General features: G+C 69.3%; 25 protein-coding genes and 1 tRNA gene. 19 read left to right on the top strand and 7 right to left on the bottom strand.

Annotation, left to right across the window (positions count from 1 at the left end; all coding sequences use genetic code 11):
- Positions 1-180: 180 nt before the first annotated feature.
- On the top strand, positions 181-555 hold the full coding sequence (locus AB0B90_RS02885; RefSeq protein ID WP_362920387.1) for a pyrophosphatase: 375 nt from the start codon (positions 181-183) through the stop codon (positions 553-555).
- Between the two features lie 216 nt (positions 556-771).
- Positions 772-1,251: a tyrosine-type recombinase/integrase gene (locus AB0B90_RS02880; protein WP_362920385.1), complete on the top strand. Its 480-nt coding sequence runs from the start codon at positions 772-774 to the stop codon at positions 1,249-1,251.
- 80 nt (positions 1,252-1,331) lie between these two features.
- Here the strand turns inward: AB0B90_RS02880 and AB0B90_RS02875 are convergent.
- A tRNA-Gly gene (locus AB0B90_RS02875) sits at positions 1,332-1,405 on the bottom strand.
- 130 nt (positions 1,406-1,535) lie between these two features.
- On the opposite strand from AB0B90_RS02875, the gene dcd reads away from it, so the two are divergent.
- The 3 genes from dcd (at position 1,536) to AB0B90_RS02860 (ending at position 4,276) form a co-directional block, all read left to right on the top strand.
- Entirely contained in the window at positions 1,536-2,111 is a 576-nt protein-coding gene (gene dcd / locus AB0B90_RS02870; RefSeq protein WP_350943058.1) for a dCTP deaminase, read from the top strand.
- A gap of 542 nt (positions 2,112-2,653) precedes the next feature.
- Complete coding sequence (locus tag AB0B90_RS02865; RefSeq protein WP_030924556.1) at positions 2,654-3,271, top strand: DUF47 family protein; 618 nt, start codon at positions 2,654-2,656, stop codon at positions 3,269-3,271.
- Positions 3,272-4,276, top strand: coding sequence for an inorganic phosphate transporter (locus tag AB0B90_RS02860; RefSeq protein ID WP_350943060.1), 1,005 nt, complete (start codon positions 3,272-3,274; stop codon positions 4,274-4,276).
- A gap of 198 nt (positions 4,277-4,474) precedes the next feature.
- Here the strand turns inward: AB0B90_RS02860 and mshD are convergent, their stop codons facing one another.
- Entirely contained in the window at positions 4,475-5,392 is a 918-nt protein-coding gene (gene mshD / locus AB0B90_RS02855; protein ID WP_362920383.1) for a mycothiol synthase, read from the bottom strand.
- Between the two features lie 131 nt (positions 5,393-5,523).
- Here mshD and AB0B90_RS02850 point away from each other — a divergent pair, with 131 nt between their 5' ends.
- The 3 genes from AB0B90_RS02850 to AB0B90_RS02840 all read left to right on the top strand — a co-directional run bounded on the left by AB0B90_RS02850 (position 5,524) and on the right by AB0B90_RS02840 (position 9,551).
- Positions 5,524-7,329 (top strand): bifunctional metallophosphatase/5'-nucleotidase, encoded by a 1,806-nt coding sequence (locus tag AB0B90_RS02850; RefSeq protein ID WP_362920381.1) that lies wholly within the window; start codon positions 5,524-5,526, stop codon positions 7,327-7,329.
- A gap of 405 nt (positions 7,330-7,734) precedes the next feature.
- Entirely contained in the window at positions 7,735-8,868 is a 1,134-nt protein-coding gene (locus tag AB0B90_RS02845) for a sensor histidine kinase (protein ID WP_350943066.1), read from the top strand.
- Positions 8,865-9,551, top strand: a complete 687-nt coding sequence (locus tag AB0B90_RS02840; protein WP_350943067.1) for a response regulator transcription factor — start codon at positions 8,865-8,867, stop codon at positions 9,549-9,551. Before AB0B90_RS02845 ends, AB0B90_RS02840 begins: the two co-directional genes overlap by 4 nt.
- A gap of 99 nt (positions 9,552-9,650) precedes the next feature.
- Here the strand turns inward: AB0B90_RS02840 and AB0B90_RS02835 are convergent, their stop codons facing one another.
- Positions 9,651-10,364, bottom strand: a complete 714-nt coding sequence (locus AB0B90_RS02835) for a response regulator transcription factor (protein WP_350943069.1) — start codon at positions 10,362-10,364, stop codon at positions 9,651-9,653.
- Between the two features lie 206 nt (positions 10,365-10,570).
- Here AB0B90_RS02835 and AB0B90_RS02830 point away from each other — a divergent pair, with 206 nt between their 5' ends.
- The 9 genes from AB0B90_RS02830 to AB0B90_RS02790 all read left to right on the top strand — a co-directional run bounded on the left by AB0B90_RS02830 (position 10,571) and on the right by AB0B90_RS02790 (position 15,434).
- Positions 10,571-10,822 (top strand): MoaD/ThiS family protein, encoded by a 252-nt coding sequence (locus tag AB0B90_RS02830; RefSeq protein ID WP_350943071.1) that lies wholly within the window; start codon positions 10,571-10,573, stop codon positions 10,820-10,822.
- Positions 10,823-10,922: 100 nt separating this feature from the next.
- The gene (locus AB0B90_RS02825) at positions 10,923-11,603 is read left to right on the top strand and encodes a DUF2993 domain-containing protein (RefSeq protein WP_350943072.1); all 681 of its coding nucleotides are present in this window, start codon (positions 10,923-10,925) and stop codon (positions 11,601-11,603) included.
- Positions 11,604-11,651: 48 nt separating this feature from the next.
- Positions 11,652-12,164 (top strand): sigma-70 family RNA polymerase sigma factor, encoded by a 513-nt coding sequence (locus AB0B90_RS02820; protein WP_350943074.1) that lies wholly within the window; start codon positions 11,652-11,654, stop codon positions 12,162-12,164.
- Positions 12,161-13,024 (top strand): zf-HC2 domain-containing protein, encoded by an 864-nt coding sequence (locus AB0B90_RS02815; RefSeq protein ID WP_350943076.1) that lies wholly within the window; start codon positions 12,161-12,163, stop codon positions 13,022-13,024. Before AB0B90_RS02820 ends, AB0B90_RS02815 begins: the two co-directional genes overlap by 4 nt.
- Positions 13,025-13,290: 266 nt before the next feature.
- A complete protein-coding gene (locus tag AB0B90_RS02810; RefSeq protein ID WP_350943562.1) occupies positions 13,291-13,647 on the top strand; it encodes a thioredoxin family protein in 357 nt (118 codons plus the stop codon).
- Positions 13,648-13,708: 61 nt separating this feature from the next.
- Positions 13,709-13,822, top strand: a complete 114-nt coding sequence (locus AB0B90_RS02805; protein ID WP_362503376.1) for a putative leader peptide — start codon at positions 13,709-13,711, stop codon at positions 13,820-13,822.
- 62 nt (positions 13,823-13,884) lie between these two features.
- Positions 13,885-14,283 carry a DUF4395 domain-containing protein gene (locus AB0B90_RS02800; protein ID WP_350943077.1) on the top strand — a complete coding sequence of 133 codons (399 nt, stop codon included), beginning with the start codon at positions 13,885-13,887 and terminating at the stop codon, positions 14,281-14,283.
- A 15-nt stretch (positions 14,284-14,298) separates the two neighbouring features.
- Positions 14,299-15,138, top strand: coding sequence for a sulfurtransferase (locus AB0B90_RS02795; RefSeq protein ID WP_350943079.1), 840 nt, complete (start codon positions 14,299-14,301; stop codon positions 15,136-15,138).
- Positions 15,138-15,434, top strand: coding sequence for a DUF1416 domain-containing protein (locus tag AB0B90_RS02790; protein WP_350943081.1), 297 nt, complete (start codon positions 15,138-15,140; stop codon positions 15,432-15,434). Before AB0B90_RS02795 ends, AB0B90_RS02790 begins: the two co-directional genes overlap by 1 nt.
- Positions 15,435-15,775: 341 nt before the next feature.
- Here the strand turns inward: AB0B90_RS02790 and AB0B90_RS02785 are convergent, their stop codons facing one another.
- Positions 15,776-16,831, bottom strand: a complete 1,056-nt coding sequence (locus AB0B90_RS02785; protein WP_362920377.1) for a DsbA family protein — start codon at positions 16,829-16,831, stop codon at positions 15,776-15,778.
- 106 nt (positions 16,832-16,937) lie between these two features.
- Between AB0B90_RS02785 and AB0B90_RS02780 the strand changes: the two genes are divergently transcribed.
- Positions 16,938-18,245 carry a hypothetical protein gene (locus AB0B90_RS02780; RefSeq protein WP_362920375.1) on the top strand — a complete coding sequence of 436 codons (1,308 nt, stop codon included), beginning with the start codon at positions 16,938-16,940 and terminating at the stop codon, positions 18,243-18,245.
- On the opposite strand, the gene AB0B90_RS02775 is transcribed toward AB0B90_RS02780, so the two are convergent.
- From AB0B90_RS02775 to AB0B90_RS02765, 3 genes are all read right to left on the bottom strand, one after another.
- Positions 18,235-18,846: a hypothetical protein gene (locus tag AB0B90_RS02775; RefSeq protein WP_362920371.1), complete on the bottom strand. Its 612-nt coding sequence runs from the start codon at positions 18,844-18,846 to the stop codon at positions 18,235-18,237. The two genes, AB0B90_RS02780 and AB0B90_RS02775, sit on opposite strands and share 11 nt — an antisense overlap.
- 599 nt (positions 18,847-19,445) lie before the next feature.
- On the bottom strand, positions 19,446-20,156 hold the full coding sequence (locus tag AB0B90_RS02770; RefSeq protein ID WP_362920369.1) for a hypothetical protein: 711 nt from the start codon (positions 20,154-20,156) through the stop codon (positions 19,446-19,448).
- Positions 20,153-20,809 (bottom strand): hypothetical protein, encoded by a 657-nt coding sequence (locus AB0B90_RS02765; RefSeq protein WP_350943090.1) that lies wholly within the window; start codon positions 20,807-20,809, stop codon positions 20,153-20,155. Before AB0B90_RS02765 ends, AB0B90_RS02770 begins: the two co-directional genes overlap by 4 nt.
- A 176-nt stretch (positions 20,810-20,985) precedes the next feature.
- Here AB0B90_RS02765 and AB0B90_RS02760 point away from each other — a divergent pair, with 176 nt between their 5' ends.
- Positions 20,986-22,923 (top strand): hypothetical protein, encoded by a 1,938-nt coding sequence (locus AB0B90_RS02760; RefSeq protein WP_362920367.1) that lies wholly within the window; start codon positions 20,986-20,988, stop codon positions 22,921-22,923.
- Positions 22,924-23,021 lie beyond the last annotated feature (98 nt).

Here is a 23,021-nt window from a genome sequence, read left to right as displayed (position 1 = left end):
TCATCCGCAAGATCGGCCACGGCATCTACACCGCGACCACGGCTTCGCCCGGCCCCTTGCCAGCAGGCCAGAAACCCTAACTACCCGGCCTTGGGGGAGCGCCCGGTGGTACCGGCCCTTTTCGTTGGCTGCCCAGCTGGGACGCCTCCGGCTTTCGCCCTTGCCTCTTACACTTCCGGCATGGATCTGCGGCAGCTCACAGACAAGGTCGAAGCGGTATCGAGCGCCTATGCCCGCAAGCATGGGATAACCCGGGATGACACCTGGTTCCTGCTGAAGCTTCAGGAAGAAGTCGGTGAGCTGACGCAGGCGTTCCTCATGCGCTCTGGACAGGCCAGAGATAAGGGATGCTCTCCAGATGAGCTGGAATTGGGCTTCCGAGCCGAGCTGGCGGATGTTTTGTCTCAGGTCCTGCTGATGGCAGGACATCACGGAGTCGATCTGGAGGCGGAAGTCGAGCGGAAGTGGATGCCGTGGCACCCTGATCGGCTTTCTACGCGGGATGAGAGCGGGACGGCTGGTGCTGATCTGAACGGCGCCGTAGACCCCGTGTAGCGCTTGGGGCTGGTGGCCGGAACGACTATGAGCGGCGGTGCGCCGTTGGAGTCGGCGCGTGGGTTGGGTACGGCGGGTGCGTGGTGCGGCTACGGCCGGGGCGCCGCCGGCCGGGGTCGGCCCCCAGGCCGCACGCCCGGGCGGCGTGCGGCAGAGGGCCGGGTACGGCGGCGCGGCGCGGCGCCGCTTGAACTGGACGCCCGGACGGTCCGGGTCGTGGCCTCCACCACCGAACTCAAGGACGGATCGGTGACCGTCGGCCTACCCAAGTCCGTGGCCGGTACGCGGACGGTCGCTCTTCCCGAGGTGGTGGTCTCCGAGCTGCGTGCGCACCTCGCCATGTACACCGAGGAGCATGACGAGGCGTTCGTCTTCCTCGGTGCGAAGGGTGCGAAGGGTGCGAAGGGTGCGATGCTGCGGCGGTTGGCCTTCAGCCGGATCTGGGCCAAGGCTCTGAAGGAGGCGAACCTTTCCGGTGTCCACTTCCACGATCTTCGCCATACGGGCAACACGTTCGCCTCGCAGTCGGGTGCGACGCTGCGGGAGCTGATGAACCGGATGGGGCACTCGACCACGCGGGCCGCGCTGATCTATCTGCACACCGAGAACGGGCGGGATCAGATGATCGCCGACGGCATGGGAAAGCTCGCCGAAGCGGCTCTCAAGAAAGAGGCTCCACCGAGATCGGGCACGTGACGGGCACGGAAGATCGAAGAGGCTCCGGAAACAACTAAGGCCCCGGTCCGGATTCGCATCCTGACCTGGGCCTTCGAGCGTGGAGCGGGTGACGGGAATCGAACCCGCGCTGTCAGCTTGGGAAGCTGATGTTCTGCCATTGAACTACACCCGCGTGCGGCGTACCGCGCGTCACCACTCTAGCGGAAAGTTGGGCGGCTCTCGCCCCTGAAGGGGAGCAAGATTCGTAGGACGGGCTTCACGGCTCCGGCGTCGGTGGGTTCCGAGTTGGTAGGTTCCAACACGTGCTGCTTTCCGATCGTGACATCACCGCTGAGATCAAGGCCGGGAGGGTGAGGATCGATCCCTTCCAGCCTGAGATGATCCAGCCGTCCAGCGTCGACGTGCGCCTGGACCGCTACTTCCGGGTCTTCGAGAACCATCGATATCCGCACATCGATCCGGCGGTCGAGCAGCCCGATCTGACGCGGATGGTCGAGCCGGACAAGGACGAGCCGTTCATCCTGCATCCGGGGGAGTTCGTGCTGGCGAGCACGTACGAGGTCGTCACGCTGCCGGACGACATCGCCTCGCGGCTGGAGGGCAAGAGCTCGCTGGGCAGGCTCGGGCTGCTGACGCACTCGACGGCCGGATTCATCGACCCGGGGTTCAGCGGGCACGTCACGCTGGAGCTCTCCAATGTCGCGACACTGCCGATCAAGCTCTGGCCCGGTATGAAGATCGGTCAGCTCTGCATGTTCAGGCTCAGTTCTCCGGCCGAGTATCCCTACGGGTCGGAGAAGTACGGATCCCGCTACCAGGGTCAGCGGGGCCCGACCCCGAGCCGTTCCTACCTCAACTTCCATCGGACACCGATCTGAGGCCTCGGGGCAGACTCCCGACAAAGATGAACTAACAGTGAATTCAAAATGAACTTTCCTGTCGGTCCGGGCTGCCCTGACGGGGTGAACCTGTCGGGAGGTGGACGGCCCCGGGGCTCGCGACGGCGGGAGGCCGAGGGGGCGGACACGCGAGCGAGGTTGCCGTGACCAGCGACGACGCGGTTCGGCGGGGGGCCGTGACGGAAATCACTCCGGGGTTTCTCGACGGGGCGACGGCCTCTGGTGATCTCGGTGAACCGCCCGGGAAGTACGTCAGAAGCGGAGGTTTCCGACGTGAACCTGGGGAAGATGCCAGATGGCGTTCAGAGGCGGAGAAGTCCCATACTTGGCCTGTCTTCGTCATACTGTGGCCGAAAACCAGTAAAAACGGTCATCGGAAAGATGCCCTCAAGGCTGCCTCAAGCCGCGTGTCACTGGGTAGCGACATCGGGAAGAGTGCATGTCTAGCGGGTGAAGTTCGTATTTCCGCTGGTAACCCTTACCCTTCTCTGCGGACCATCCCCGCACATCTGGAGAACGACGTGCGTCTGCGTCTCACACCTAGTGAGGACAGCTACTACGACTTGTTCGCCGACTCGGCGAACAACCTCGTCACAGCGTCCCGCCTGCTGGTAGAGATCATCAGTGACGGATCGGACAGGGAAGCCCTGGCTGAGAAGATGCGCGCATGTGAGCACGCCGGCGACGAGCGTACTCACGCGATCATGAATCGACTCAACGAGAGCTTCATCACCCCCTTCGACCGCGAGGACATCTATCGCCTCGCCTCGAACCTCGACGACGTCATGGACTACATGGAGGCGGCCGCCGACCTCATCGTCCTGTACCAGATCGACCACCTCCCCAAGGAGGTCGTCCGGCAGGTCGAGGTGCTGGAGCGCGCCGCGGAGCTCACCGCCGAGGCGATGCCGCGGCTGCGTTCGATGAAGAACCTCAACGAGTACTGGATCGAGATCAACCGGCTGGAGAACCAGGCCGACCAGGTCTACCGCCGTCTTCTCGCCAAGCTCTTCGGCGGGGAGTACGACGCGTTGACCGTCCTCAAGATGAAGGAGGTCATCGATCAGCTCGAGATGGCCGCCGACGCCTTCGAGCACGTGGCCAACACGATCGAGTCGATCGCGGTCAAGGAAAGCTAAGTGGATCTCACGCTCGCACTCGTCATCAGCGTGGTGGTCGTGGCGTTGGTGTTCGACTACACCAACGGCTTTCACGACGCCGCGAACGCGATCGCGACCTCCGTCTCGACGCGTGCGCTGACGCCGAGGGCCGCGCTGTTCATGGCCGCGGCGATGAACTTCCTGGGTGCGCATCTCGGTACGCAGGTGGCCGCGACCGTCGGCAAGGGCATCATCGACGCCCCGCAGGGGAGCCACGGTCTCGTCATCGTCGGTTCCGGTCTGATCGGCGCGATCACCTGGAACATGGTCACGTGGTACTTCGGCCTTCCCTCCTCGAGCAGTCACGCGCTGATCGGCGGCCTCGTCGGTGCCGCGCTCGCCTCGGCGAGCGTCGTCCACTGGGACGGGGTGGTGGAGAAGGTCGTCATTCCGATGATCCTGTCTCCGCTGGTCGGCTTCAGCCTCGCCGGGCTGATCATGATCGGGATTCTGTGGGGGTTCCGGCGTGCCCAGCCCACGAAGGCGAACCGGGGCTTCCGGCACGCGCAGACCGTGTCCGCGGCGGCGATGGCGCTGGGCCACGGCCTCCAGGACGCACAGAAGACCATGGGGGTCATCTTCCTCGCCCTCGTGGTCGGCGGCTACCAGAACGACGGTGACCCGATCCCCCAGTGGGTCATCCTCGCCGCCGCCACGGCCATCTCGCTCGGCACGTACGCGGGCGGCTGGCGGATCATGCGGACGCTGGGGCGCCGGATCATCGCGCTCGACCCGCCGCAGGGGTTCGCCGCGGAGGCGGCCGCCGCGACCGTGCTCTACACGGCGGCGATCGGCTTCGGGGCTCCGATCTCGACCACCCACACGATCACCAGCGCGATCATGGGCGTCGGCGCCACCAAGCGCCTGTCGGCCGTGCGCTGGGGCGTCGCCGGCAACATCGTGACCGCCTGGGTCCTCACGATCCCGGCCGCCGCGTTCGTCGCCGCGCTGTCCTACTTCGTGCTCCACTGGATGATCGAGTAGTTCTCGGGCGACCGCGCCGGACCGGGGTGCCCCCGGTCCGGCGCGTCCTGCTTCCGGGGGCACCCCTCAGCCTCAGGCCTCCGGGGGCACCTCTGAGCCTCAGGCCTCCGGGGGCACCCCTCAGCCCCAGGGCCTCCGGGGTCACCATCAGGTACCCGGGGGACGTCTCCTTCCCCCGGGGTCACGCGAGGGATGTCCCTACTTCCGGTACATCACGTCGACGTCCCAGCGGGTGAAGCCCAGCCTCTCGTACAGGCGGATCGCCGCGGGGTTGCTCTCGTCCACGTACAGCATCACCTGGCTCAGGCCCCGCGACCGCAGGTAGGCCAGGCCCGCGAGGGTGAGCGATCTGCCCAGGCCGCCTCCCCGCTCCGCGGGGTCGACGCCGACGACGTACACCTCGCCGAGCGGGTCGTGCGCGTGGTCGCCGTCGCCGTGGACCTTGGTCCAGTGAAAGCCCACCAGCCGGTCGCCGTCGCCGGCCGGACGTACGGCGAGGAAGAATCCGGCCGGGTCGAACCAGGGTTCCCGCTCGCGCCGCTCCAGATCCTCGATCGTCCACGCCCCCTGCTCGGGGTGCTGGGCGAACGCCCTGGCGTTGAGCGCCACCCACGCCTCCCGGTCGGAGGCGCCGGGCTCGAACGTGCGCAGCCGCACCCCCTCGGGAAGCTCGAAGCCGGGGATGTCGGAGGACAGGGAGCGGCGCATCCGCCACAGGGACCTGATCCTGTCGAAACCCGCCGACCGGGCGAGGGCCTCGGCGGCCGGATGCCCGCCGTGCGCCCACAGACGCAGGTGCCCGCCGGTGTGGTCGAGCACGGACTCCAGCAGTCGGCGCCCGTATCCCCTCCCGCGGAACGCCGGGTGGACGACCAGCTCCCCGCTGGGTCCCTCCACGGGGTCGGTCGGGTCGACGTGGGCGTAGCCCGCGAGGTCGTCCCCGACGTACAGCAGCACGGCTCCGGCCCGCTCGTCGCCGCCGTAGCGCAGGTGCAGCATGACATGTTCGTTGAGCGGTCTGACCTTGTCGGCCTCGGTGGCCGCCTCCACCACCGCGAGAACGTCGGACACCTCCTGGTCGCCGAGCGCTCCCCGGTACTCCACACGCACGTTCATGCTGTGGACTCTAAGCGGGCAGGTCCCTCCCGAGCTCACCGGGGACTGGCAAAAGGCGCCATGCGCTCGCCGGGTGAATCGTTACCTCTAGGCCATTCCTTGCACAGATAGTCCCTTTAGTGTCGTGGTCCATGACGTCTCGTTCCTTCCAGCGGTTGGTCATGGCGGGTGTGCTCGCCGGGACCAGTCTCGTGCTCGCGATTGGACCGGCAGAGGCGGGCAACAAGCCCGCCAAGCCCGCCAAGACGGTGCCGGTCCGCCTGCTCTCCCTCAACGACTTCCACGGCAACCTTGAGCCACCGACCGGTTCGTCCGGCCGCATGGTCGACGAGACCGGTGCGACGGTCGACGCGGGTGGTGCCGCGTACGTCGCCACCCACCTCAAGCAGCTCTCCGACAAGAACACGCTGAAGGTCGCCCAGGGCGACCTGATCGGCGCCACCCCCCTGATCTCCGCGGCCTATCACGACGAGCCTTCCGTGGAGTTCCTCGGCAAGGTCGGCGTCACCGCCTCCGCGGTGGGCAACCACGAGTTCGACGAGGGGTACGCCGAGCTCAAGCGCATCATGAACGGTGGCTGCCACCCGGTGGACGGCTGTTCGCCCGCCGGTAGGTGGAAGGGCGCGAAGTACAGCTACATCGGTGCGAACGTCATCTTCAAGCGGCCGGAGAAGGGCGCGGAGAAGCAGGCGCTGGAGGCGCTCGGCGGGACGAACAGCGCCTCGCTGCGCAACCTCCTCAAGGACTACGGCATCCCCGCGCTGCCCCCGGTCGCGATCCGCTGGATGAACGGCGTGCCGATCGGCTTCATCGGCCTCGTCACCAAGACCACCCCGGACATCGTCACCTCCGAGGGCATCAAGGATCTTGAGTTCATCGACGAGGTGAAGGCCGCGAACGTCGCGTCCAAGCTTCTCCAGATCGTCGGCATCAAGGCCCAGGTCGTGCTCGTGCACGAGGGCGACCAGGTCACCGCGGGCCAGTCGCCCGACGCGTGCAGCGCCCAGCCCGGCGCGGGCAACCGGATCGCCACGCAGGTCGACGCCGAGATCGACATGATCCTCAGCGGTCACTCCCACCAGGCGTACCTGTGCAATGTGACCGACCCCAAGGGCGGCACCCGTCTCTACAGCCAGGGCGGCTCCTTCGGCCGGGTCATCACCAAGGTCGACTTCCAGGTGGACGTCAAGACCCGCGACGTCGTGCGCTCCACGGTCGTGGCCGACAACCAGGTCGTGACCAGGACGGTCACCCCCGACCCGGAGATCGCCACGTTCGTCCAGACGTGGAAGGACCGCGTCGCGACGGTGGCGAACAGGCCGATCGGCAGGATCACCGCGGACATCACCAACACCGCCGTGGCGTCGGGGGAGTCCTCCCTCGGCAACCTCATCGCGGACGCCCAGCTCGTCTCGACCAGGACCGGCGGCAACGCCGAGATCGCGCTGATGAACCCGGGCGGCGTGCGGGCCAGCCTCAACTACGCGGGCTCGCCCGCGGGTGAGGGAGACGGCGTGGTGACGTACGGCGAGGCGTTCACCGTCCAGCCGTTCAACAACCTCATGCAGGTGGTCACGCTCACCGGCGCGCAGCTCAAGACCGTTCTGGAGCAGCAGTTCGTCGGCGGTCCCAACGCCCAGGCGTTCACCAAGATCCTGCAGCCGTCGTCGAACTTCACCTACACCTACAGCGCGAGCGCGCCGTGGGGTTCGAAGGTCTCCGACATGAAGATCGACGGTGTCGCGGTGACGGACACCCAGACGATCAGGGTCGCGGCCAACAACTTCCTCGTCGGCGGCGGTGACGCGTTCCTCGCCTTCAGGGACGGCACCGACCTGTGGAGCGGCCCGCTGGACATCGACGCCTTCGCCGCCTACTTCGCGGCGAACCCGTCGATCACGCCCCCGGTGCCCAACCACATCACGGTCGTTCCCTGACGCGGGTGCGAACCGTAACGCGGGCGAAAGGCGCGCCGCGCCGCGGAGGTCGCGGTACGTCGTGACGCGTGACGCGTCCGCGAGGGTGTGACACGCGGGAGAGGCCCGCCGGACGCGTCCGGTGGGCCTCTCGTTCGAGGTGCACGACTCGTTCGGGGCTACCCGCGACGTCCCGGGTACCCGACTCGTCCGGGGTGCCCGACGGCCTCCGCGTGCCCGGTCCGTTCGAGATGCCCGACCGTGCCCCGCCTCATGTCACGCCGCCTCGGCGGTGTCGCCGTACACCTGCCTCCGCAGGAGCGGTGTCCGCGCTCGTGCGTCAGGCCGGCGTACGTCAGGGGATGTACGGGGGACCTCCTCCTCGCGGGGGTCGGCGAGGCGGATGCGGTGACCTACCGTGTCAGGGTGAGGAGCAGGAGGACCGACGCGCTGACGGCGGCCGGGGTGCTGGCCGGGATCGTCGGGGGCACCTACGGCGGGCTGTCCAGTTCGGGGTCCCCCGAGCGCCCGCTGGACACGTTCGGCCTGGCGTTGATCACGGTGGCGTCGCTGGCGCTCGCGTTCCGGCGGAGCGCGCCGACGCAGGCGGGAGCGATCACGGTGGCCTGCGTCGTGGCCTACTACGCCGGGCGGTATCCGGGGATCTTCGCCGCGGCGCCCGCCCTGATGTCGATCTACACGGCGGCGTCGCTCGGACGGCGTCGCCTCGCGATCTGGCTCGCCGTCGCGATGGGCGTGGGGGTCTACGGCCTCATCGCGCTGTCCGACGTCGACCCCGCCCCCGACGGCGGTTTCACCCTGCTCAGCGGCTGGCTGGTCGCGACGGTCATCCTGGGCGAGACGACCAGGAGTCGCCGCGCGTACCTCGACGAGGTCGAGAGGCGGGCGGCCGAGGCCGAGCGCACCCGCGAGGAGGCGGCGCTGCGCCGGGCCGACGAGGAGCGGCTGTGGATCGCCCAGGAACTGCACGACACCCTCACCCACAACATCTCGGTCATCAACGTCCAGGCGTCCGTCGCGATGCACCTGCTCGACCGGGACCCCGGGCTGTCCCGTGAGGCACTGGCCGTGATCAAGGAGTCGGGACGCGAGGCGATGCGGGAACTGCGCGCCTCGCTGGGCGTGCTGAGGCAGTCCGATCCCGACGGCCCGGAGGCGGGGCTGGACCGGCTGCCCCGGCTGGTCGCGAGGGCGGAGGCGGTGGGGCTGCCGGTGAAGGTCCTCGTCGTCGGAGAGCGCGGGGAACTCGCTCCGGACGTCGACCGGGCGGTCTACCGCATCGCGCAGGAGGCGTTCACCAACGTGCTCCGTCACGCCGGGCCCGCGTCGATCACGCTGACGACCGAGTACCGGCCTGAGACGATCGTGTTGCGCGTCGAGGACGACGGGGAGTCGTCCGCCGAGGTCACGAGGTACGGAATGGGACTGATCGGGATGCGTGAGCGCGCGGTCGCCGCGGGAGGATCGCTCATCGCGGGACCGCGCCCGCAGGGCGGGTTCGCCGTACGGGCCGAGCTGCCCCTGGCGGGGCGGCCGTGATCAGGGTGCTGCTCGCCGACGACCAGGCGTTGATCCGCGCGGGCTTCCGCGCCCTGCTCGACCTGGCCGGCGACATCACCGTCGTCGGTGAGGCGGGCAACGGCGTCGAGGCCGTCGAGATGTCCCGTGCGCTGCGGCCCGACGTGGCACTGCTGGACGTGAGGATGCCGCTGCTCGACGGGATCCAGGCCACCAGGAGGATCGGCGCCGACCCCGAGCTCGACGCGGTGCGCGTGGTGATCCTGACCAACTACGCCCTCGACGAGTACGTCTTCGCCGCGCTGCGCGCCGGGGCCGGGGGATTCCTGCTCAAGGACATCGAACCGGCCGAGCTGCTGAGGTCGGTGCGGGTGGCCGCCGCCGGTGACGCGCTGCTCTCACCCTCGGTGACCCGGCGGCTGATCGAGGAGTACGTGTCCACCCCGCCCAGGCCCGTGGCGGGACCGGGCCTGGAACGCCTCACCGGCCGTGAGCTGGAGATCCTCGCCCTCGTCGCCACCGGTATGTCCAACGCGGAGATGGCCGATCACCTGGCCATCAGCCACGCCACCGTGAAGACACACGTCAGCCGGTCGATGACCAAGCTCGGGGCGCGTGACCGCGCGCAGCTCGTCGTCTTCGCCTACGAGTCCGGACTCGTCACACCGGGCAAGGCCGGGACAGCCGGGCGGGGGGACACCTGAATCCCGCCCTCGCGAGAGCCGTCGCGGGGGCGGGAACGTGCCAGGGCCGTTCCCGGTGACTCCTGGAAGTCCTGGGAGCTCCAGGGGAGAACGGGATCCCTAGTGGCGGACGGGCTCGCGCTCCTCGACGGCCTCGTTGCCGCGCTCGGGGACGAACCGGTAGCCGACGTTGCGTACCGTGCCGATCAGCGCCTCGTACTCGGCGCCGAGCTTGGCGCGGAGCCGCCGGACGTGGACGTCCACGGTGCGGGTGCCGCCGAAGTAGTCGTATCCCCAGACCTCCTGGAGGAGCTGGGCGCGGGTGAACACCCTGCCGGGGTGCTGCGCCAGATACTTCAGGAGCTCGAACTCCTTGAAGGTCAGATCCAGCGCGCGGCCGCGGAGCCTCGCGGTGTAGGTGGCCTCGTCGATCGACAGGTCACCGTTACGGATCTCGTCCGGCACCTCCTCGGCGGCGGACAGGTTGAGCTTGCCCACGGCCATCCTGAGCCGCGCCTCGACCTCGGCGGGTCCGGCGGTGTCGAGGATGACGTCGTCGGCGCCCCACTCCGCGGTCAGCCCGGCGAGACCGCCCTCTGTGACGATCACCACCAGGGGGCAGGCGACGCCCGTGGTGCGCAGCAGCCGGCACAGGCTTTTGGCCTGGACGAGCTCGCGGCGCGCGTCCACCAGAATCGCGTCGGCGGGCGGGGCGTCGAGCAGGGCGGATGCCTCCGCGGGCGCGACCCGTACCGAGTGCAGCAGTAGCCCCAGCGCCGGAAGCACCTCAGTCGAGGGCTCAAGGGCGTTGGTGAGCAGCAGGAGATTGCTCACGATGCCTCCTTCCCGCGTCATGTCGGCGATAGCCGTACAAACACGTAAGGACCCGGGGGCTACGTTGCCCAGGTCCCGTAGTAGGTGAGGATAACCCACAAGGCCGTAGCGTCCAGCGAACGTCCACCTGGTGAACACCCGTTCTCCAGGTGAATTCGCCGTAATGGTGCGGTAACCCTACGTGTGTTTGGGGAGTTGATTCACGGATGGCGTCGGTCGTTGTCAGATATTGGGCTGCGGCAAAGGAAGCGGCGGGGGTCGCCGAGGAGCGTTCCGAGGCCGCGAACCTTGCCGAGTTGATGACGAAAATCACATCTGACCGTGACAGGCTGGCTCGCGTGCTGACCTTGTCGTCGTTCCTGGTGAACGGGGATCCGGTGGGCAGGAGAGCCCACGAGACGATCATCCTGACGGACGGGGCGACGGTCGAGGTGCTCCCCCCGTTCGCGGGCGGCTGAGGGAGGTGGAAGCTATCGCCGGGGCGGCGTTTCGGACAGGATTGCCGGGGGAGGTCACGCCGATGGCACCTCCTGGTCCGGAGAACGAAAAGGGAGTCGAATGCGGAAGCTGATCGGTTTTCTCCTCGTACTTCTCGTTCTCGTGGTGATCCTCGACAGGGTCGCCGTCGCGGGTGTCCAGCGCGAGATCGCCACGCAGGCGACGGCCAAGTACGACCTCTCGGCCCCGCCCGAGGTCACGATCGAGGGCATCCCCTTTCTCACCCAGGCGATCGCCGGGCGCTACGAGGAGGTGAACGTCGCCGCGGGCGCGATGACCGTCTCGGGTATCCGCCTGTCGAGCGTCGACTTCACCCTGCACGGCGTCACGGCCCCGCTGGAGGACCTGGTGCTCCGTCCACGGCAGGTGGACATGCGCGCCGAGCGCGTGGAGGGGGTGGTCGTCGTCCCGGTGGAGACGATCAACCAGAGGGCACCCCGCGGGATCAAGGCCGAGGTCGCGGGTGACGCGCTCAACATCAGCGGGGAGATCACCGTACTGGGGCAGAAGGTGCCGGTGAAGGCGGATCTCAAGGTCGAGATCGCCGAGGGCGGCCTGCAACTCACCCCGGGGAAGGTGACCCTGGGTGGCGGTATCCCCGTCCCCAACCCCGAGCGGTTCATCAACTACCGCATCCCGATCGGGAAGCTGCCGTACAACCTCAAGCTGACCGAGGTGAAGGTCGTTCCGGAAGGGCTGCGCATCTCGGGCGAGGCCTCCGACGTACCCCTTCGAGGCTGAACGTGGCCCGTGCCTGAACCAGATCGTCCCGCCGTACGTCGTGAGGATGTGAGCCAAGCCGGAACCGCCGACGAGCAACTCGTGAGGGCGCTCTTCGACGAGCACGGCGGGCCACTGTACGGCTACGTGTTGCGGCTGACGGGCGACTCGGGGAGAGCGGAGGATGTCGTGCAGGAAACGCTGTTGCGGGCCTGGCGCCATCCCGACGCGTTCGCCGGCCGCTCCATCCGCGCGTGGCTGTTCACGGTGGCACGCAACCTCGTCGTCGACCAGCACCGCGCGCGCAAGGCGCGCCCCCCGGAGACGGGTGACGAGGCGCTCGCCGTGGTGCCCGCCGACGACGAGCTGGAGCGGGCCGTCGAGTCGTGGGCGATCGCCGAGGCGCTGGCCGCGCTGAGGCCCGAGCACCGCGAGGTGCTGGCCGAGGTCTACTACCAGGGGAAATCCGTGAAGGAGGCCGCAGAGTCGCTCGGCATTCCCGCCGGGACGGTTAAATCGCGCACGTATTACGCGCTTCGGGCGCTCAAGCTGGCGCTGGAGGAGCGGGGGCTCGCGCCATGATGACCTGTGAAGAAGTACGGATATCGCTCGGCGTCTACGCGCTCGGTGCCCTGGAGCCGGACGAGCGGGTGCTCGTCGAGGCCCATCTCGCCGAGTGCGCCGAGTGCCGGGCCGAGCTGGAGGAGCTGGCCGGGGTGGCGACGTTCCTCGGCAGGGTGTCCGAGGGCGACGTGGCGCAGGTGGCGAGCCCGCCCACGGTGGTGCTCGACCGGCTGCTCAGCGCGAAGGTCAGACGGCACCGTACGAACCGCCTGATGCTCTCGCTCGCCGCCTCGGTCCTGGTGGTCGGGCTCGGCGGCGGGACCCTGTGGGCCGTCACCCAGTCACCTCCGGAGGCCACCACCGCGTCGGCGCCCCAGTCGTCGTCGGCCAGGGACGCGGGAGACGCCGGTGGCGCCGGGAATGCCGAGGACAGGGGGCCGGCCGACGCCGCCGGCAGCCAGGAGAGCGCCCAATCCTTCTCGGACTCGGCCGCGCCCGACGGCAACGCCAGGGCGAAGGCCTCCCGTTCCCCGGTGTCCAGCCCCGCGCCGGAGATCCTGCTCGCCCCGAGCGAGCTGCGGTTCGAGGGGACGGACGACACGGGGACGGTCCGGGCGGTGGTGACCGCGTCCGCGGGCGAGGGGGCGACCACGATCAAGGTCGTGCTCACCGGGGTGGCCAAGGGGACGCGCTGCCGGCTGGAGGTGATCGGGGAAGGCGGACTGAGGGAGACGGCGGGCAACTGGGTCGTCAACCGGGCCGCCTATGACAGGTCGGGCTCTTTCTCGGCCACCACCACGATCCCGCCGGAACGGATCACGGCGTTCGAGATCACCACCGCCGGCGGACGGGTGCTGCTCACGATCCCCACCCGCTGAACGTGCCGGGGGCGCGTTCGGGATCTCCACCCGCCGAGCCTGCCGGGGGTCGCGCTCGCGATCCCCGTCGCCGTCGAGCCCGTTGGCGTGCCGCTCACGGTTTTCGCCCGCCGAGCCTGCCGGGGCGGCGCTCACGGCCCCCCACCGGCCGAAACCGTTGGGGCGGCGAGGGAATGGCCTGGGACGTGCGGCTGTTGTCGTGTTCCGTGACAGGTTTGACGGTGGTGGTCGTCACCCTCGCCCTCGGCACGCTCACGGGCGTGGCGATGCGGCGGCGAGACGGCGTGGCGCGAGAGGTGAAGGGCGAGGTGGAGCGGCTCACGTCCGGCGACATCCACGCGGAGCTGGGGGAGCGGGCCACGCTCGTGCAGTTCTCCACCTCCTTCTGCCAGCCGTGCCGGGCGACGCGGCGGATCCTCGGCGAGGTGGCCGAGATGGTGCCCGGCGTCGCGCACGTGGAGATCGACGCGGAGTCCCGCCTCGACCTGGTCCGATCACTGAACATCCTGCGCACCCCCACCGTCCTCGTCCTCGACGCGTCCGGTCAGGTCGTCAAGCGTGCCTCGGGCCAGCCCAGGAAAGCCGACGTCATCGGCGCCCTCGGTCTGGCGGTGGGCGAATGAGCGGGGCACCCTATCGGCCATTGAACGATCATGTCTCAGAAATTGGACAGGGATGTGACAGATGGCGGGACGCCGGGGTAATGTCATGGACATGAACTCCACGACAGAGCTGCTCACGAAGCGGCGCGCGGTTGATTTCTGCCGCGTGACCACCGCGCTCTGTCGCATTTCCTAAGGGCGATCTCAAGCGGCCGTCGAGCCGCACCGATCTGCACAACCCTTCAGGAGCATCAAGCGATGCAGGTTGATTCCCGAGCTCTCCGTTTCTCCGCGGCTGTGACCACCGTTGTGCTCGCACTCGTCCTCGTGACGGGGAACGCATGGCTGCTGGTCGCGCAGGCCGTCGTGTTCGCGCAGGGCGTTCTCGGCACCTCGCCGTACGGGATGATTTTCAAAGGGATAGTGAAGAGTCCGCCGAAGGAACTCGAGGACGCAGCCCCACCGCGCTTCGCGCAGGGGATCGGTCTCGCTTTCGCACTGGTGGGCTTGGTCGGATACGTCGCACAGATAACGCCGCTGGCCCTCGGCGCCGTCGCAGTGGCACTTTTCGCCGCTTTTCTCAATGCCGGTTTTGGTTTCTGTCTCGGCTGCGAGATGTTTTTGATCATTCGCCGTTTACTACCCGCCGCACGATGATCCTGGAGGATCACCATGAGCCGCTCCGCCGTCCTGGTCGACGCCGACTGGGTCGAGGCCAACCTCGACACCCCCGGTGTCGTTCTCGTTGAAGTGGACGAGGACGCCAGCGCATATGACAAGGGCCACATCCGTGGCGCCGTGAAGGTCGACTGGAAGCAGGACCTGCAGGACCCGGTCCGCCGTGACTTCGTCGACCGCGAGGGCTTCGAGGCGCTGCTGTCCGCCCGGGGCATCGCGAACGACGACACCGTGGTTCTCTACGGTGGCAACAACAACTGGTTCGCCGCCTACGCGTACTGGTACTTCAAGCTGTACGGCCACGAGAACATCAGGCTTCTCGACGGTGGCCGCAAGAAGTGGGAGCTTGAGTCCCGCGAGCTGGTCAAGGAGGTGCCCAGCCGCCCCGCCACGACCTACAAGGCCAAGGAGCAGGACCGGTCCCTGCGTGCCTCCCGCGACGAGGTCGTCGCCGCGATCGGCAAGCTCAGCCTGGTCGACGTGCGCTCGCCCGACGAGTTCACCGGCAAGCTGCTCGCCCCCGCGCACCTTCCGCAGGAGCAGGCGCAGCGTGTCGGCCACGTGCCCACCGCCCGCAACATCCCGTGGTCCAAGGCTGCCAACGACGACGGCACCTTCAAGTCCGACGAGGAGCTCAAGTCCCTCTACGAGGGCGCGGGCGTCGACTTCAGCAAGGACATCATCGCCTACTGCCGCATCGGGGAGCGCTCGGCTCACACGTGGTTCGTGCTGCACGAGCTCCTCGACCAGGCCGGTGTCAAGAACTACGACGGTTCATGGGTTGAGTACGGCTCGCTGGTCGGCGTGCCGATCGAACTGGGAGAGGCCCGATAATGACTCAGGGATGCGCTGCTCCGGAACAGACGGTTGCCCTTCCGGCCGGGATCGATCTTGCGAACCAGGCCGTCATCCAGGGTGTGGTCACGGGCGCGGGCACGGCCTACGCCCGTCTGCTCGACAACGCCGGTGAGTTCACCGGTGAGGTCGTGGTGTCCGAGGAGGGAGTCTTCCGCTTCTTCGCCGCCCCCGGTGACTGGACCGTCCGCATCATCGCGGGCGGCGGGGTCACCAAGGACATCCCGGCCCAGGCCCGCCTGGGTGAGGTCACCCAGCTCGCCGTGGCCGTCTGACCCCTCGGGTCCGGCCTCGCCACAGCGAGAACCAGTACGGTGCTCCACCGGCGAGAACAGTAAGAACCAGCACGTCGAAAGGACCGGCGTTCCCTCGGGAGGGCCGGTCCTTTTCGCTGCGCCGGACGAGCGGAAGGCCCGCCGTCCCCGGCGGTCCGCGGGTTCCGCGGACCGGCTGTTCCGGAGGGTCGCCCGTTCCGGGGCCGATGTTCCCGGAGATTCGTCCCCCGGGGATCGTGTCAGGTGGTTGTTCCTGGAGGTTCGTCCCCCGGGGATCGTGTCGGGCGGTTGTTCCCGGAGGTTCACCCTCGGGGAAGAGAGCGAACCTCCGCTTTTTCGCGTCAGACGGTGAGGCGGCTCTCGACGCGGTCGACGGCGTCGACGTAGTCGGGATCCGGGGACATGGCCGCGGCCAGACGCAGGTGCGGCAGGGCCTCGGGGTGCCGGTTGGCGCGTTCGAGGGTCCTGCCGAGCAGGAACCGGGCGTAGTGGTCACCGGGGGTGCGCTCCAGCAGCGCCTCCAGCGTCTCCCTCGCCCTGCCCAACTGGGCGGAGCCGAAGTAGGCGCGGGCCGCCAGCAGCCGGACGGCGGGGTCGTCGCCGTGATCGGCCAGCAGCGGACGCAGGGTTCGCAGGGCGCCGAGGGGGTCCCGCGCATCCAGCAGGGTCTCGGCCTGGCGCAGCCACCTGACCTCGTCGGGGAGTTCCCGCCGGGGAGCGGCGTGCCGTACCAGATCGGCGAGGACCTCCGGCGGCTGCGCGCCCGTGACCGCCGTGTCGCCGACCACGAAGGTCGGCGAGGTGGTGACGCCCTCGGCCTTGCCGCGCAGCAGCCAGGAACGAACCTCGTCCGCGCCGTCGCCGCGGTCGAGGGCCTCGGCCATACCGTCCAGACCGGCCTCGGCGGCGAGCGCCGCCAGGGTGGCGCGGTCCCCGATGTCGGAACCCTCGACGAAGTGGGCGCGCAGGATCCGCTCCACGACCGTGTCCTGGAGTGCGGCGCCGCCCCGCCCGTAGGCGAGGGCGACCACCCGGTGGGCGTCGAACGTGTTCGCCCGCCACACGGCGCCCCGTCGCCCGCCGTCACCGGGCCGGTTCCCTGCCAGGACCGGAGTCGGTGTCGCGGTCGGGGCGGAAGCCGGAGCCGGGGTGGAAGCCGAGGTCAGGGGCGAGAGCGAGGGCGGGGTCGGGTTCGAGGGCGGGGTGAGGGCCCGCAGGGCGCCCTCGGCGACCTGGTCGCGAAGCTCCTCCTCCAGCGGCTCCGACGGCACCGGGGCCATCGGATCGATGACGTACGGGCGCCAGACGATCTCCACGTCCTCGCCGAGTCGCGCCTGCTCCAGGCGTCGCTTGCCGATGTAGGCCCACGCGCAGGCCATGTCGGCCCAGACTTCCATGCGCTTCATTGCCGCTGCAACAAACGGGGGCGGTCGTTTATTCGACCGGCCTCTCGGCCTCGCCGGCCGGGCTGCGTTCCGACAGGGGAGTCGTTAGCATGCCTCGGTGCCTGAAACGCCTGTCATGCCCACACAGTCGCCGGCAGTCGACCGGAGGCCCGCCTCGCTCTCCGCGGCCTCGCTGCCCCTGCACACACTCAAGATCTTCGGCGCCTGTGCCCTCACGTTGATCCTCTGGTTCTCGGTGGGCAGGGTGGTCAGGGAACTGCTGATGGTGGCCGCCAGCGAGGTCTCCCACGGGGACCACCGGCAGGTGCGGCTCGTCGTCACGATGTTCGTCTTCACGTTGATCGTGCTGACCGAACTCGTGGTGATGGTCGGCATGCTGCACTCGGTGCGCGGCGCGCTCCGGGAGATCCGGGCGCGGCGGGAGGCGGGCGAGGCGGACGAGAGCATGTTCGGCGCGCTGAACCGCGCCACCCTGGTCTTCGCCACCATCTACCTCGCCTGGGGTTTCCACACCGCGGACGCCAGGGAGTTCATCGCCGTCGACACCGCGAGGCGGGTCGACCAGGACTTCGCGTCGAGCCTCGCGGGGAACGAGATAGAGGGCGGCACCGGGCTCTCCACGCTGGACGTCCGGGTCTCCATCGGGGTCGCCGTGGTCGCGTACCTGCTCAGGATGCTGTTCGCCCGGTGGCACCTCAACGGCAGGGGCAGGGGCAGCGGCGTGCTCGCGACCTTCTTCGAGCTGGCCTTCGCCTTCTACAGCATCAACGCCCTCCTCGCCTTCGCGGAGGCGCGGGCGGACTGGCTGGACCAGCGGGTCGTCGTGGTGACGTTCAAGGAATGGGCCGAGGCGGCGGGTGAGGCCCTGCCGTGGTGGAAGCCCTTCTGGAACACCGTTGGGGACGCGGTCGGGGACACCTGGCCCCACGTGGTCGACGGGCTGATCGTCCCGCTCACCTGGCTCACGGTCGCCTCGCTCGTCTACGGCGCGTTCGCCGAGGACACCCGGGCCGTCGTACGGGGAACCAGGCTCGACGGCGTGGCCACCAGGGTGGAGCGGGCCCACGATCTCACCCGGAGCACGATGACCCACGCCACGGCCGGATTCCAGGAGCGCTGGGTTCCCCCGGCGAACGCCTTCCGGCTCGCGGCGAAGGGCGGTCCCGTGCTGTTCGGCGCCCTGTGCCTCTGCTACGTCGCGATCCGCGTGGTGACCGACTACGCGGACCGGGGGGTGCGGATGCTGATCGGCAACGAGGACCCGTTCGTCTGGGTGGCGCTGGCCGGGCCGGTCGAGTTCGTCAGGGAGCTGGTGGTGCTGACGCTGACCGTCTGCCTGCTGGCGGCCACGTTCGACATCGCGGCCACGCGCGGCCGTGAGGCGGGGAGGACGCTCACCGCCTGAAGCGCAGCACCTGGTCCCGGACGGGGTCCTTCTGTGCCGCCGCCTTCCTGAGGATGTCCTCCACGGGCTGGTTATCCACCACGTGGAACGTGGCGGGACGGACGTGCACCTCGACCTGCCCGGCCAGATGCCGGGGCACCACGCTGATCATGTCGTAGGAGTAGGCGGTGCCGACCCGGTGGTCCTTGACCTCGTCGGGGATGTCGTCGCTCTCGGGGAGGACCTTCCACACGCGACCGTCGGAATGCCGCACCTCGACCTCGGGATCACCCCGCAGGCTGACGCCCTCGGCGTCCAGCGCGGTCCTCGTCACCTTGATCTTCAGCCACTGGCGGTCGGGCGGGAGGGGCTTCTGGCCGGGCAGGTCGTCCACCTGCTCGATCGAGGCCTTCCACGACACGTGCATCAGCGTCATGGCACCCCCGGCGGCGACGGTGTGGATCCTGTCGGCGGGGTTGCCGGTCCGGTACACGGTGTAACCGCTCCACGTGGAGGCCGCGATGCCGAGCCCGACGGCCACGATCGCCCCACCGACCCGCAGCGCCGTACGGCGGCCCCGCCTCGGCGGGGTCTTCGGTGCGGACGGTTCTTGGGCGGGCACGTCGTCGGCCGGTACGGCGACGGCTGCAGCCTTTCCCGTTCCCGTTCCCGTTCCCGTTCCCGTGACGGAGGGGCGGGGGAGCGGAAGAGCGGAGATGGAGGGGAACGGCTGGGTCGAGACCTCCGCGGGCTCTTCCTCGGGTGGGTTGGGAGGCCAGACCTGTTCGTCAGGAAATATCCGCAGGGGAGCGGGAGTCCACTGGCCGTCGCCCGGAGGTTGCCGACGCTGAGGTGGGGTGGGACGGCTCCGGGCGGGGGCCGGGGGCGTGGCCGGAGGTTCCTGGGGCTGTCCGGTACGCGCTTGCCGGCCGGCGGGGGACACCGGCCAGGTGCCGAGGGCGGTGGGCCAGGGGGTGCCTCGGTAGGGATCGTGAGACGGTGCGGAAGGGCGACCTTCCTGGGCGGGCCGCTCCTGTCGTACGGGCCGGTTCTCCCGTGCGGGCCGGTTGTCCGTCATGGGCGGGTTTCCCGTCGCGGGGTTCTCCCGCGCGTGCCGATCTTCTCGCGCGTGCCGTTTCTCGTGCGCGGGCCGCTCCTGTTGTGAGGCGGACCAGGCGCGGTCCCGGTCGTCCTCGGGGCCTCCCCGGTGTGGCGTCCTCATCAGGTCCTGCTCGCCAACTCGTAGACGTCCTTCGCGGTGGAGGTGAGTTGCCGCGCGGCCGTCTCGTCCAGGCCCAGGTCTATCTCGATCTGAGGGCCGTTCGGCTCGACGACGAAACCCGATGAGGGGGCGAGCAGGATCCGGGAGTCAGGGAGTTCCCCGGGCGGGATCTCGAAGACCGTCACGCCCTCGGTCCACCAGCCCGGCTGGAGGTAGGGGTGGGTGACGGTCAGCGTCTGGTCCACCCTGTCGGAGGCCACGTAACGGCGCCCGCGGGCCGTGAGCAGCCGGGGAGGCCCGAACCGCTGCGGCTCCCAGGTCGCGGTGGCGCCCACCTCGACGATGACGAAGATCCCCTTGGCGGTCACGCGTTCCTGCTCGCCGCTCGCCTTCCTGGTCGCGATGGCCTTGGCCGCGTAGACCGCCTTGACCCGCGCGGAGATCCGGGAGCCGGTGACCTCCTCGTTGAAGGCGCCGGTCGAGGTGAGGGGCGCGTCGTGGTCGGCGGCCTCCGAGCCGAAGGCCTGCAGTCCCACGGCGGAGGCCGCGAGCGTGATCCCGGCCAGTACGGCACCGGCGGTGCGCCACCGGCTCGGCCGCGCGGTGGCCCGGTGGGGGGTGGGCGCCCCGGGCGGGGAGTGTGTTTCCGACCGCGGAGGGGTCTCGGGTCGCGGAGAGGTCTCGGGCCGGTGCTGGAAGGAGACGTTCACGAGCGCGTTCCCCCGGGCATGACGGGCAGCGTGACCTGGGCCGTCACCACGGGCTTCTCCCCGCCCTCGTCACCCTCGCCGTCCTTCGTGACCAGGAACCAGCCCGGCGCGAGGGTGATCCCTTCGCGCCACTCGTACGTGCCGACGTCGATCGTGAGCTGCCTGGGAGGCCGCTGTCCGTCCTCCAGTTCGTACCGGACCACGACGCTGGTCGGCAAGGCCGGGTGCAGTTGACTGCTTTCGCCCCCTCCCGTGGGGGTGAACACCGACGCGCCGTACTTGCCCTTTATCTCCGGGCTGACCTTGAGCAGGGACGTCCCGAAGGACCCACCACCATGACCTTCCTGGTAGGGCACCCCCGTACCGGCGGTCTCCTCGCCCTTGTTGACGACGAGGAGCTCGATCTCCAGGAGGCGCTTGGCCGGGCCGCCGAACAGGCCGGGCTCGCTCACGGTGCGGGAGCCGACGAACGTGGTCGTGAACTGTTCCTGGTCCACGGTCGAGCCCTGGCCCAGCCGCTTGGGAGGCTTCTCCGGGGCGGTGGCGAAGCCGCCGAGGACGGTGGTGACTGCCAGACCGGTGACCGTCACCAGAGCGGCGAGCGGGACCGCGATGGGGCGCCGTCCGGTGGGACCCTCGGGAGGGGCAGTCATGAGAAACGATGTTAAACGCTGATGTCCGCCCCATCTGCCCCATCTGTCCCTTAAGTACAGGTAAACCTGGGGAAAATGGAGCGGATTGACGGGAACGCTGCCCGAATACGATGGCGAACTCTTACGCTGTCTCCGAGGCTTTCGATGAGCCCGATGGCGGAGGTTCCGTGGCGGACGTGCATCCCGAGCATGCGCAGCTCCAGGCGGACCGGATCTACCTGGGCTGGCAGTACGCCTTGTTGCACCCTGATCCGGGTCCGGCTCCTAAGCGACCCTCGCCCGTCGAGAATCCTCCCGAGCCGCTCGACCCCGAGTGGGTGCGCAGGGAACGCCTCAACGAGGACCTGCTGAACCGGCCGGTCAAGATCGTCCGTGGGTTCATGGCCGCGCTCGCCACCCTGATCCTCGTCCTCGGACTCACCGAGATGCTCAGCTGGTCGTTCGCCGCCGTCGGGGTGATCGCCGCCGGTGGCATCGCGGCGTTCTGCAGCTACGCCGTCTACCAGGGCGACCGGGCGGTACGCCAGCGCATCAAGGAGCGCGAGGCGGCGGGTGACCGGCTGCGGGAGGAACGTGAGCGGGAGCTCTTCCTCGCCCAGGAGGAGCACGCCGCCCGATACCGGGAGTGGGCGGAGAAGAAGGAGCGCCACGATCGCCAGCTGACCTGGTACGCCGTGGCCGTGCCCGACGAGATCGACCGGATCGACGTGGCCGGAGGCACCCTGCCCGGCTGGTCGGCGTTGATCACCCTGCTCGGCGCGACCCGTCTCTACAGCGGCGGCCACCTGACCGTGCTCGACCTGTCCGAGGGCGCGATCGCCAAGGACCTGATCGAACTCGCGCGCAGGGGTGGCGACGACCCGCTGGTCTGGGTGCTGCCGGTCGACCTGCCCCGGCTCGACCTGGGCGCCACGCTCGCCCCGGAGGCCTTCGCCGACGTTCTCGCCCACGTCGTGAGCGTGAGCGAGGAGCACCGTACGACGAGGGATCTGTCGTTCGACAACGCCATCCTGGAGCGGGTCCTGGAGGTCCTCGGCGAGAGCGCCACGATCAACCAGGTCACCGCCGCCCTGCGTGCCCTCGCCCAGGTCGGCGACCCCCGTGAGGACCTGCGGTTCGGCCTGATCACCGCCACCCAGCTGGAGCGGATCGGCACGCTGTTCGGCCGGGGCGTGAGCGACCGGGTGGTGATCGAGCGGGCGTGGGCGCTGGAGTCGCAGCTGCGCAAGCTGGAGACCCTCGGCTCCGAGGCGGTGCGCCTGCCGCCCGCCCGCCTGCGGGTCGTGTCGATGGACCGGCAGGCGGGCGTGTTCGGCAACCGTGTCCTCGGCACGTACGTCGCGACCGCGCTCACCCACATCCTGCGTCAGTCGCCCGCCTCCGAGCGGCCGTGGTACCACACGATCATCGTCGCCGGCGCGGACAAACTCCGTGGCGACGTGCTCGACCGGCTGATGGACGCCTGCGAGACCTCAAGAACCGGTCTCGTGCTCACCTACCGCGCGCTCACCCCGACCGTACGGGAGCGGCTCGGGCGCGGGCACGCGGCGGTGACGTTCATGCGGCTCGGCAACGCCGAGGACGCCCGGATCGCCAGCGAGCACGTCGGCACCGAGCACCGCCTGGAGCTCGCCCAGCTCACCGAGACGATCAGTGCCGCGGGGGCGGGGATGGACGGCGGTTACGTCTCCACGGTCGGCCAGGCGGACGAGGGCGACGAGGAGCGCGACGTGAACCACACGGACCTCAAGGAGGACATCACCTCCTCCACCGAGTGGGGCCGCCGTGCGACCAAGGCGATGGGGGAGACCGAGCGGGTGTTGCACCGCTCCAGGGAGTTCCTCGTCGAGCCCCATCAGCTCCAGCAGCTCCCCACCACCTCGGTGATCGTCACCGACGCCACCGCCGAGGGCCGCAGGGTCCGCCTCGCCGACGCCAACCCGGCCATACTGACCTTCCCCAAGACGACGCTGGGCGAGTTCGACGAGATCAAGGAGGCCGCGCTGGAACAGGGGCAGGAGAAGAAGCCGGAGCCGCGCGCGTCGAGCGCGTTCGAGGACGCGCCGCCCAACCTCGGCCCGCCTCCGGCGCGGCTCGACTGGCGCCGTCGCTGATGAGATTCCGGTCCACGCCGAGGGGCCCGCTCAGGGGGTGGGAACTCGGGTGAGGATCGTTCGGGCGGCGATGTTTTCGCCGGGTGCGTCAACGAGGC

It is taken from the genome of Streptosporangium sp. NPDC049078 (assembly GCF_040648855.1).
Lineage (GTDB): Bacteria > Actinomycetota > Actinomycetes > Streptosporangiales > Streptosporangiaceae > Streptosporangium.
This window is presented reverse-complemented; position numbering and strand designations above follow the sequence as displayed.

Excerpts from the sequence above, each read along its gene's own strand:
- AB0B90_RS02765 (WP_350943090.1), bottom strand. The coding sequence starts at position 20,809 with ATGACTGCCCCTCCCGAGGGTCCCACCGGACGGCGCCCCATCGCGGTC.
- AB0B90_RS02885 (WP_362920387.1), top strand. The coding sequence starts at position 181 with ATGGATCTGCGGCAGCTCACAGACAAGGTCGAAGCGGTATCGAGCGCC.
- AB0B90_RS02790 (WP_350943081.1), top strand. The coding sequence starts at position 15,138 with ATGACTCAGGGATGCGCTGCTCCGGAACAGACGGTTGCCCTTCCGGCC.
- AB0B90_RS02800 (WP_350943077.1), top strand. The coding sequence starts at position 13,885 with ATGCAGGTTGATTCCCGAGCTCTCCGTTTCTCCGCGGCTGTGACCACC.
- AB0B90_RS02805 (WP_362503376.1), top strand. The coding sequence starts at position 13,709 with ATGGCGGGACGCCGGGGTAATGTCATGGACATGAACTCCACGACAGAG.
- AB0B90_RS02825 (WP_350943072.1), top strand. The coding sequence starts at position 10,923 with ATGCGGAAGCTGATCGGTTTTCTCCTCGTACTTCTCGTTCTCGTGGTG.
- AB0B90_RS02810 (WP_350943562.1), top strand. The coding sequence starts at position 13,291 with ATGCGGCGGCGAGACGGCGTGGCGCGAGAGGTGAAGGGCGAGGTGGAG.
- AB0B90_RS02850 (WP_362920381.1), top strand. The coding sequence starts at position 5,524 with ATGACGTCTCGTTCCTTCCAGCGGTTGGTCATGGCGGGTGTGCTCGCC.
- AB0B90_RS02815 (WP_350943076.1), top strand. The coding sequence starts at position 12,161 with ATGATGACCTGTGAAGAAGTACGGATATCGCTCGGCGTCTACGCGCTC.
- AB0B90_RS02795 (WP_350943079.1), top strand. The coding sequence starts at position 14,299 with ATGAGCCGCTCCGCCGTCCTGGTCGACGCCGACTGGGTCGAGGCCAAC.
- mshD (WP_362920383.1), bottom strand. The coding sequence starts at position 5,392 with ATGAACGTGCGTGTGGAGTACCGGGGAGCGCTCGGCGACCAGGAGGTG.
- AB0B90_RS02785 (WP_362920377.1), bottom strand. The coding sequence starts at position 16,831 with ATGGAAGTCTGGGCCGACATGGCCTGCGCGTGGGCCTACATCGGCAAG.
- AB0B90_RS02830 (WP_350943071.1), top strand. The coding sequence starts at position 10,571 with ATGGCGTCGGTCGTTGTCAGATATTGGGCTGCGGCAAAGGAAGCGGCG.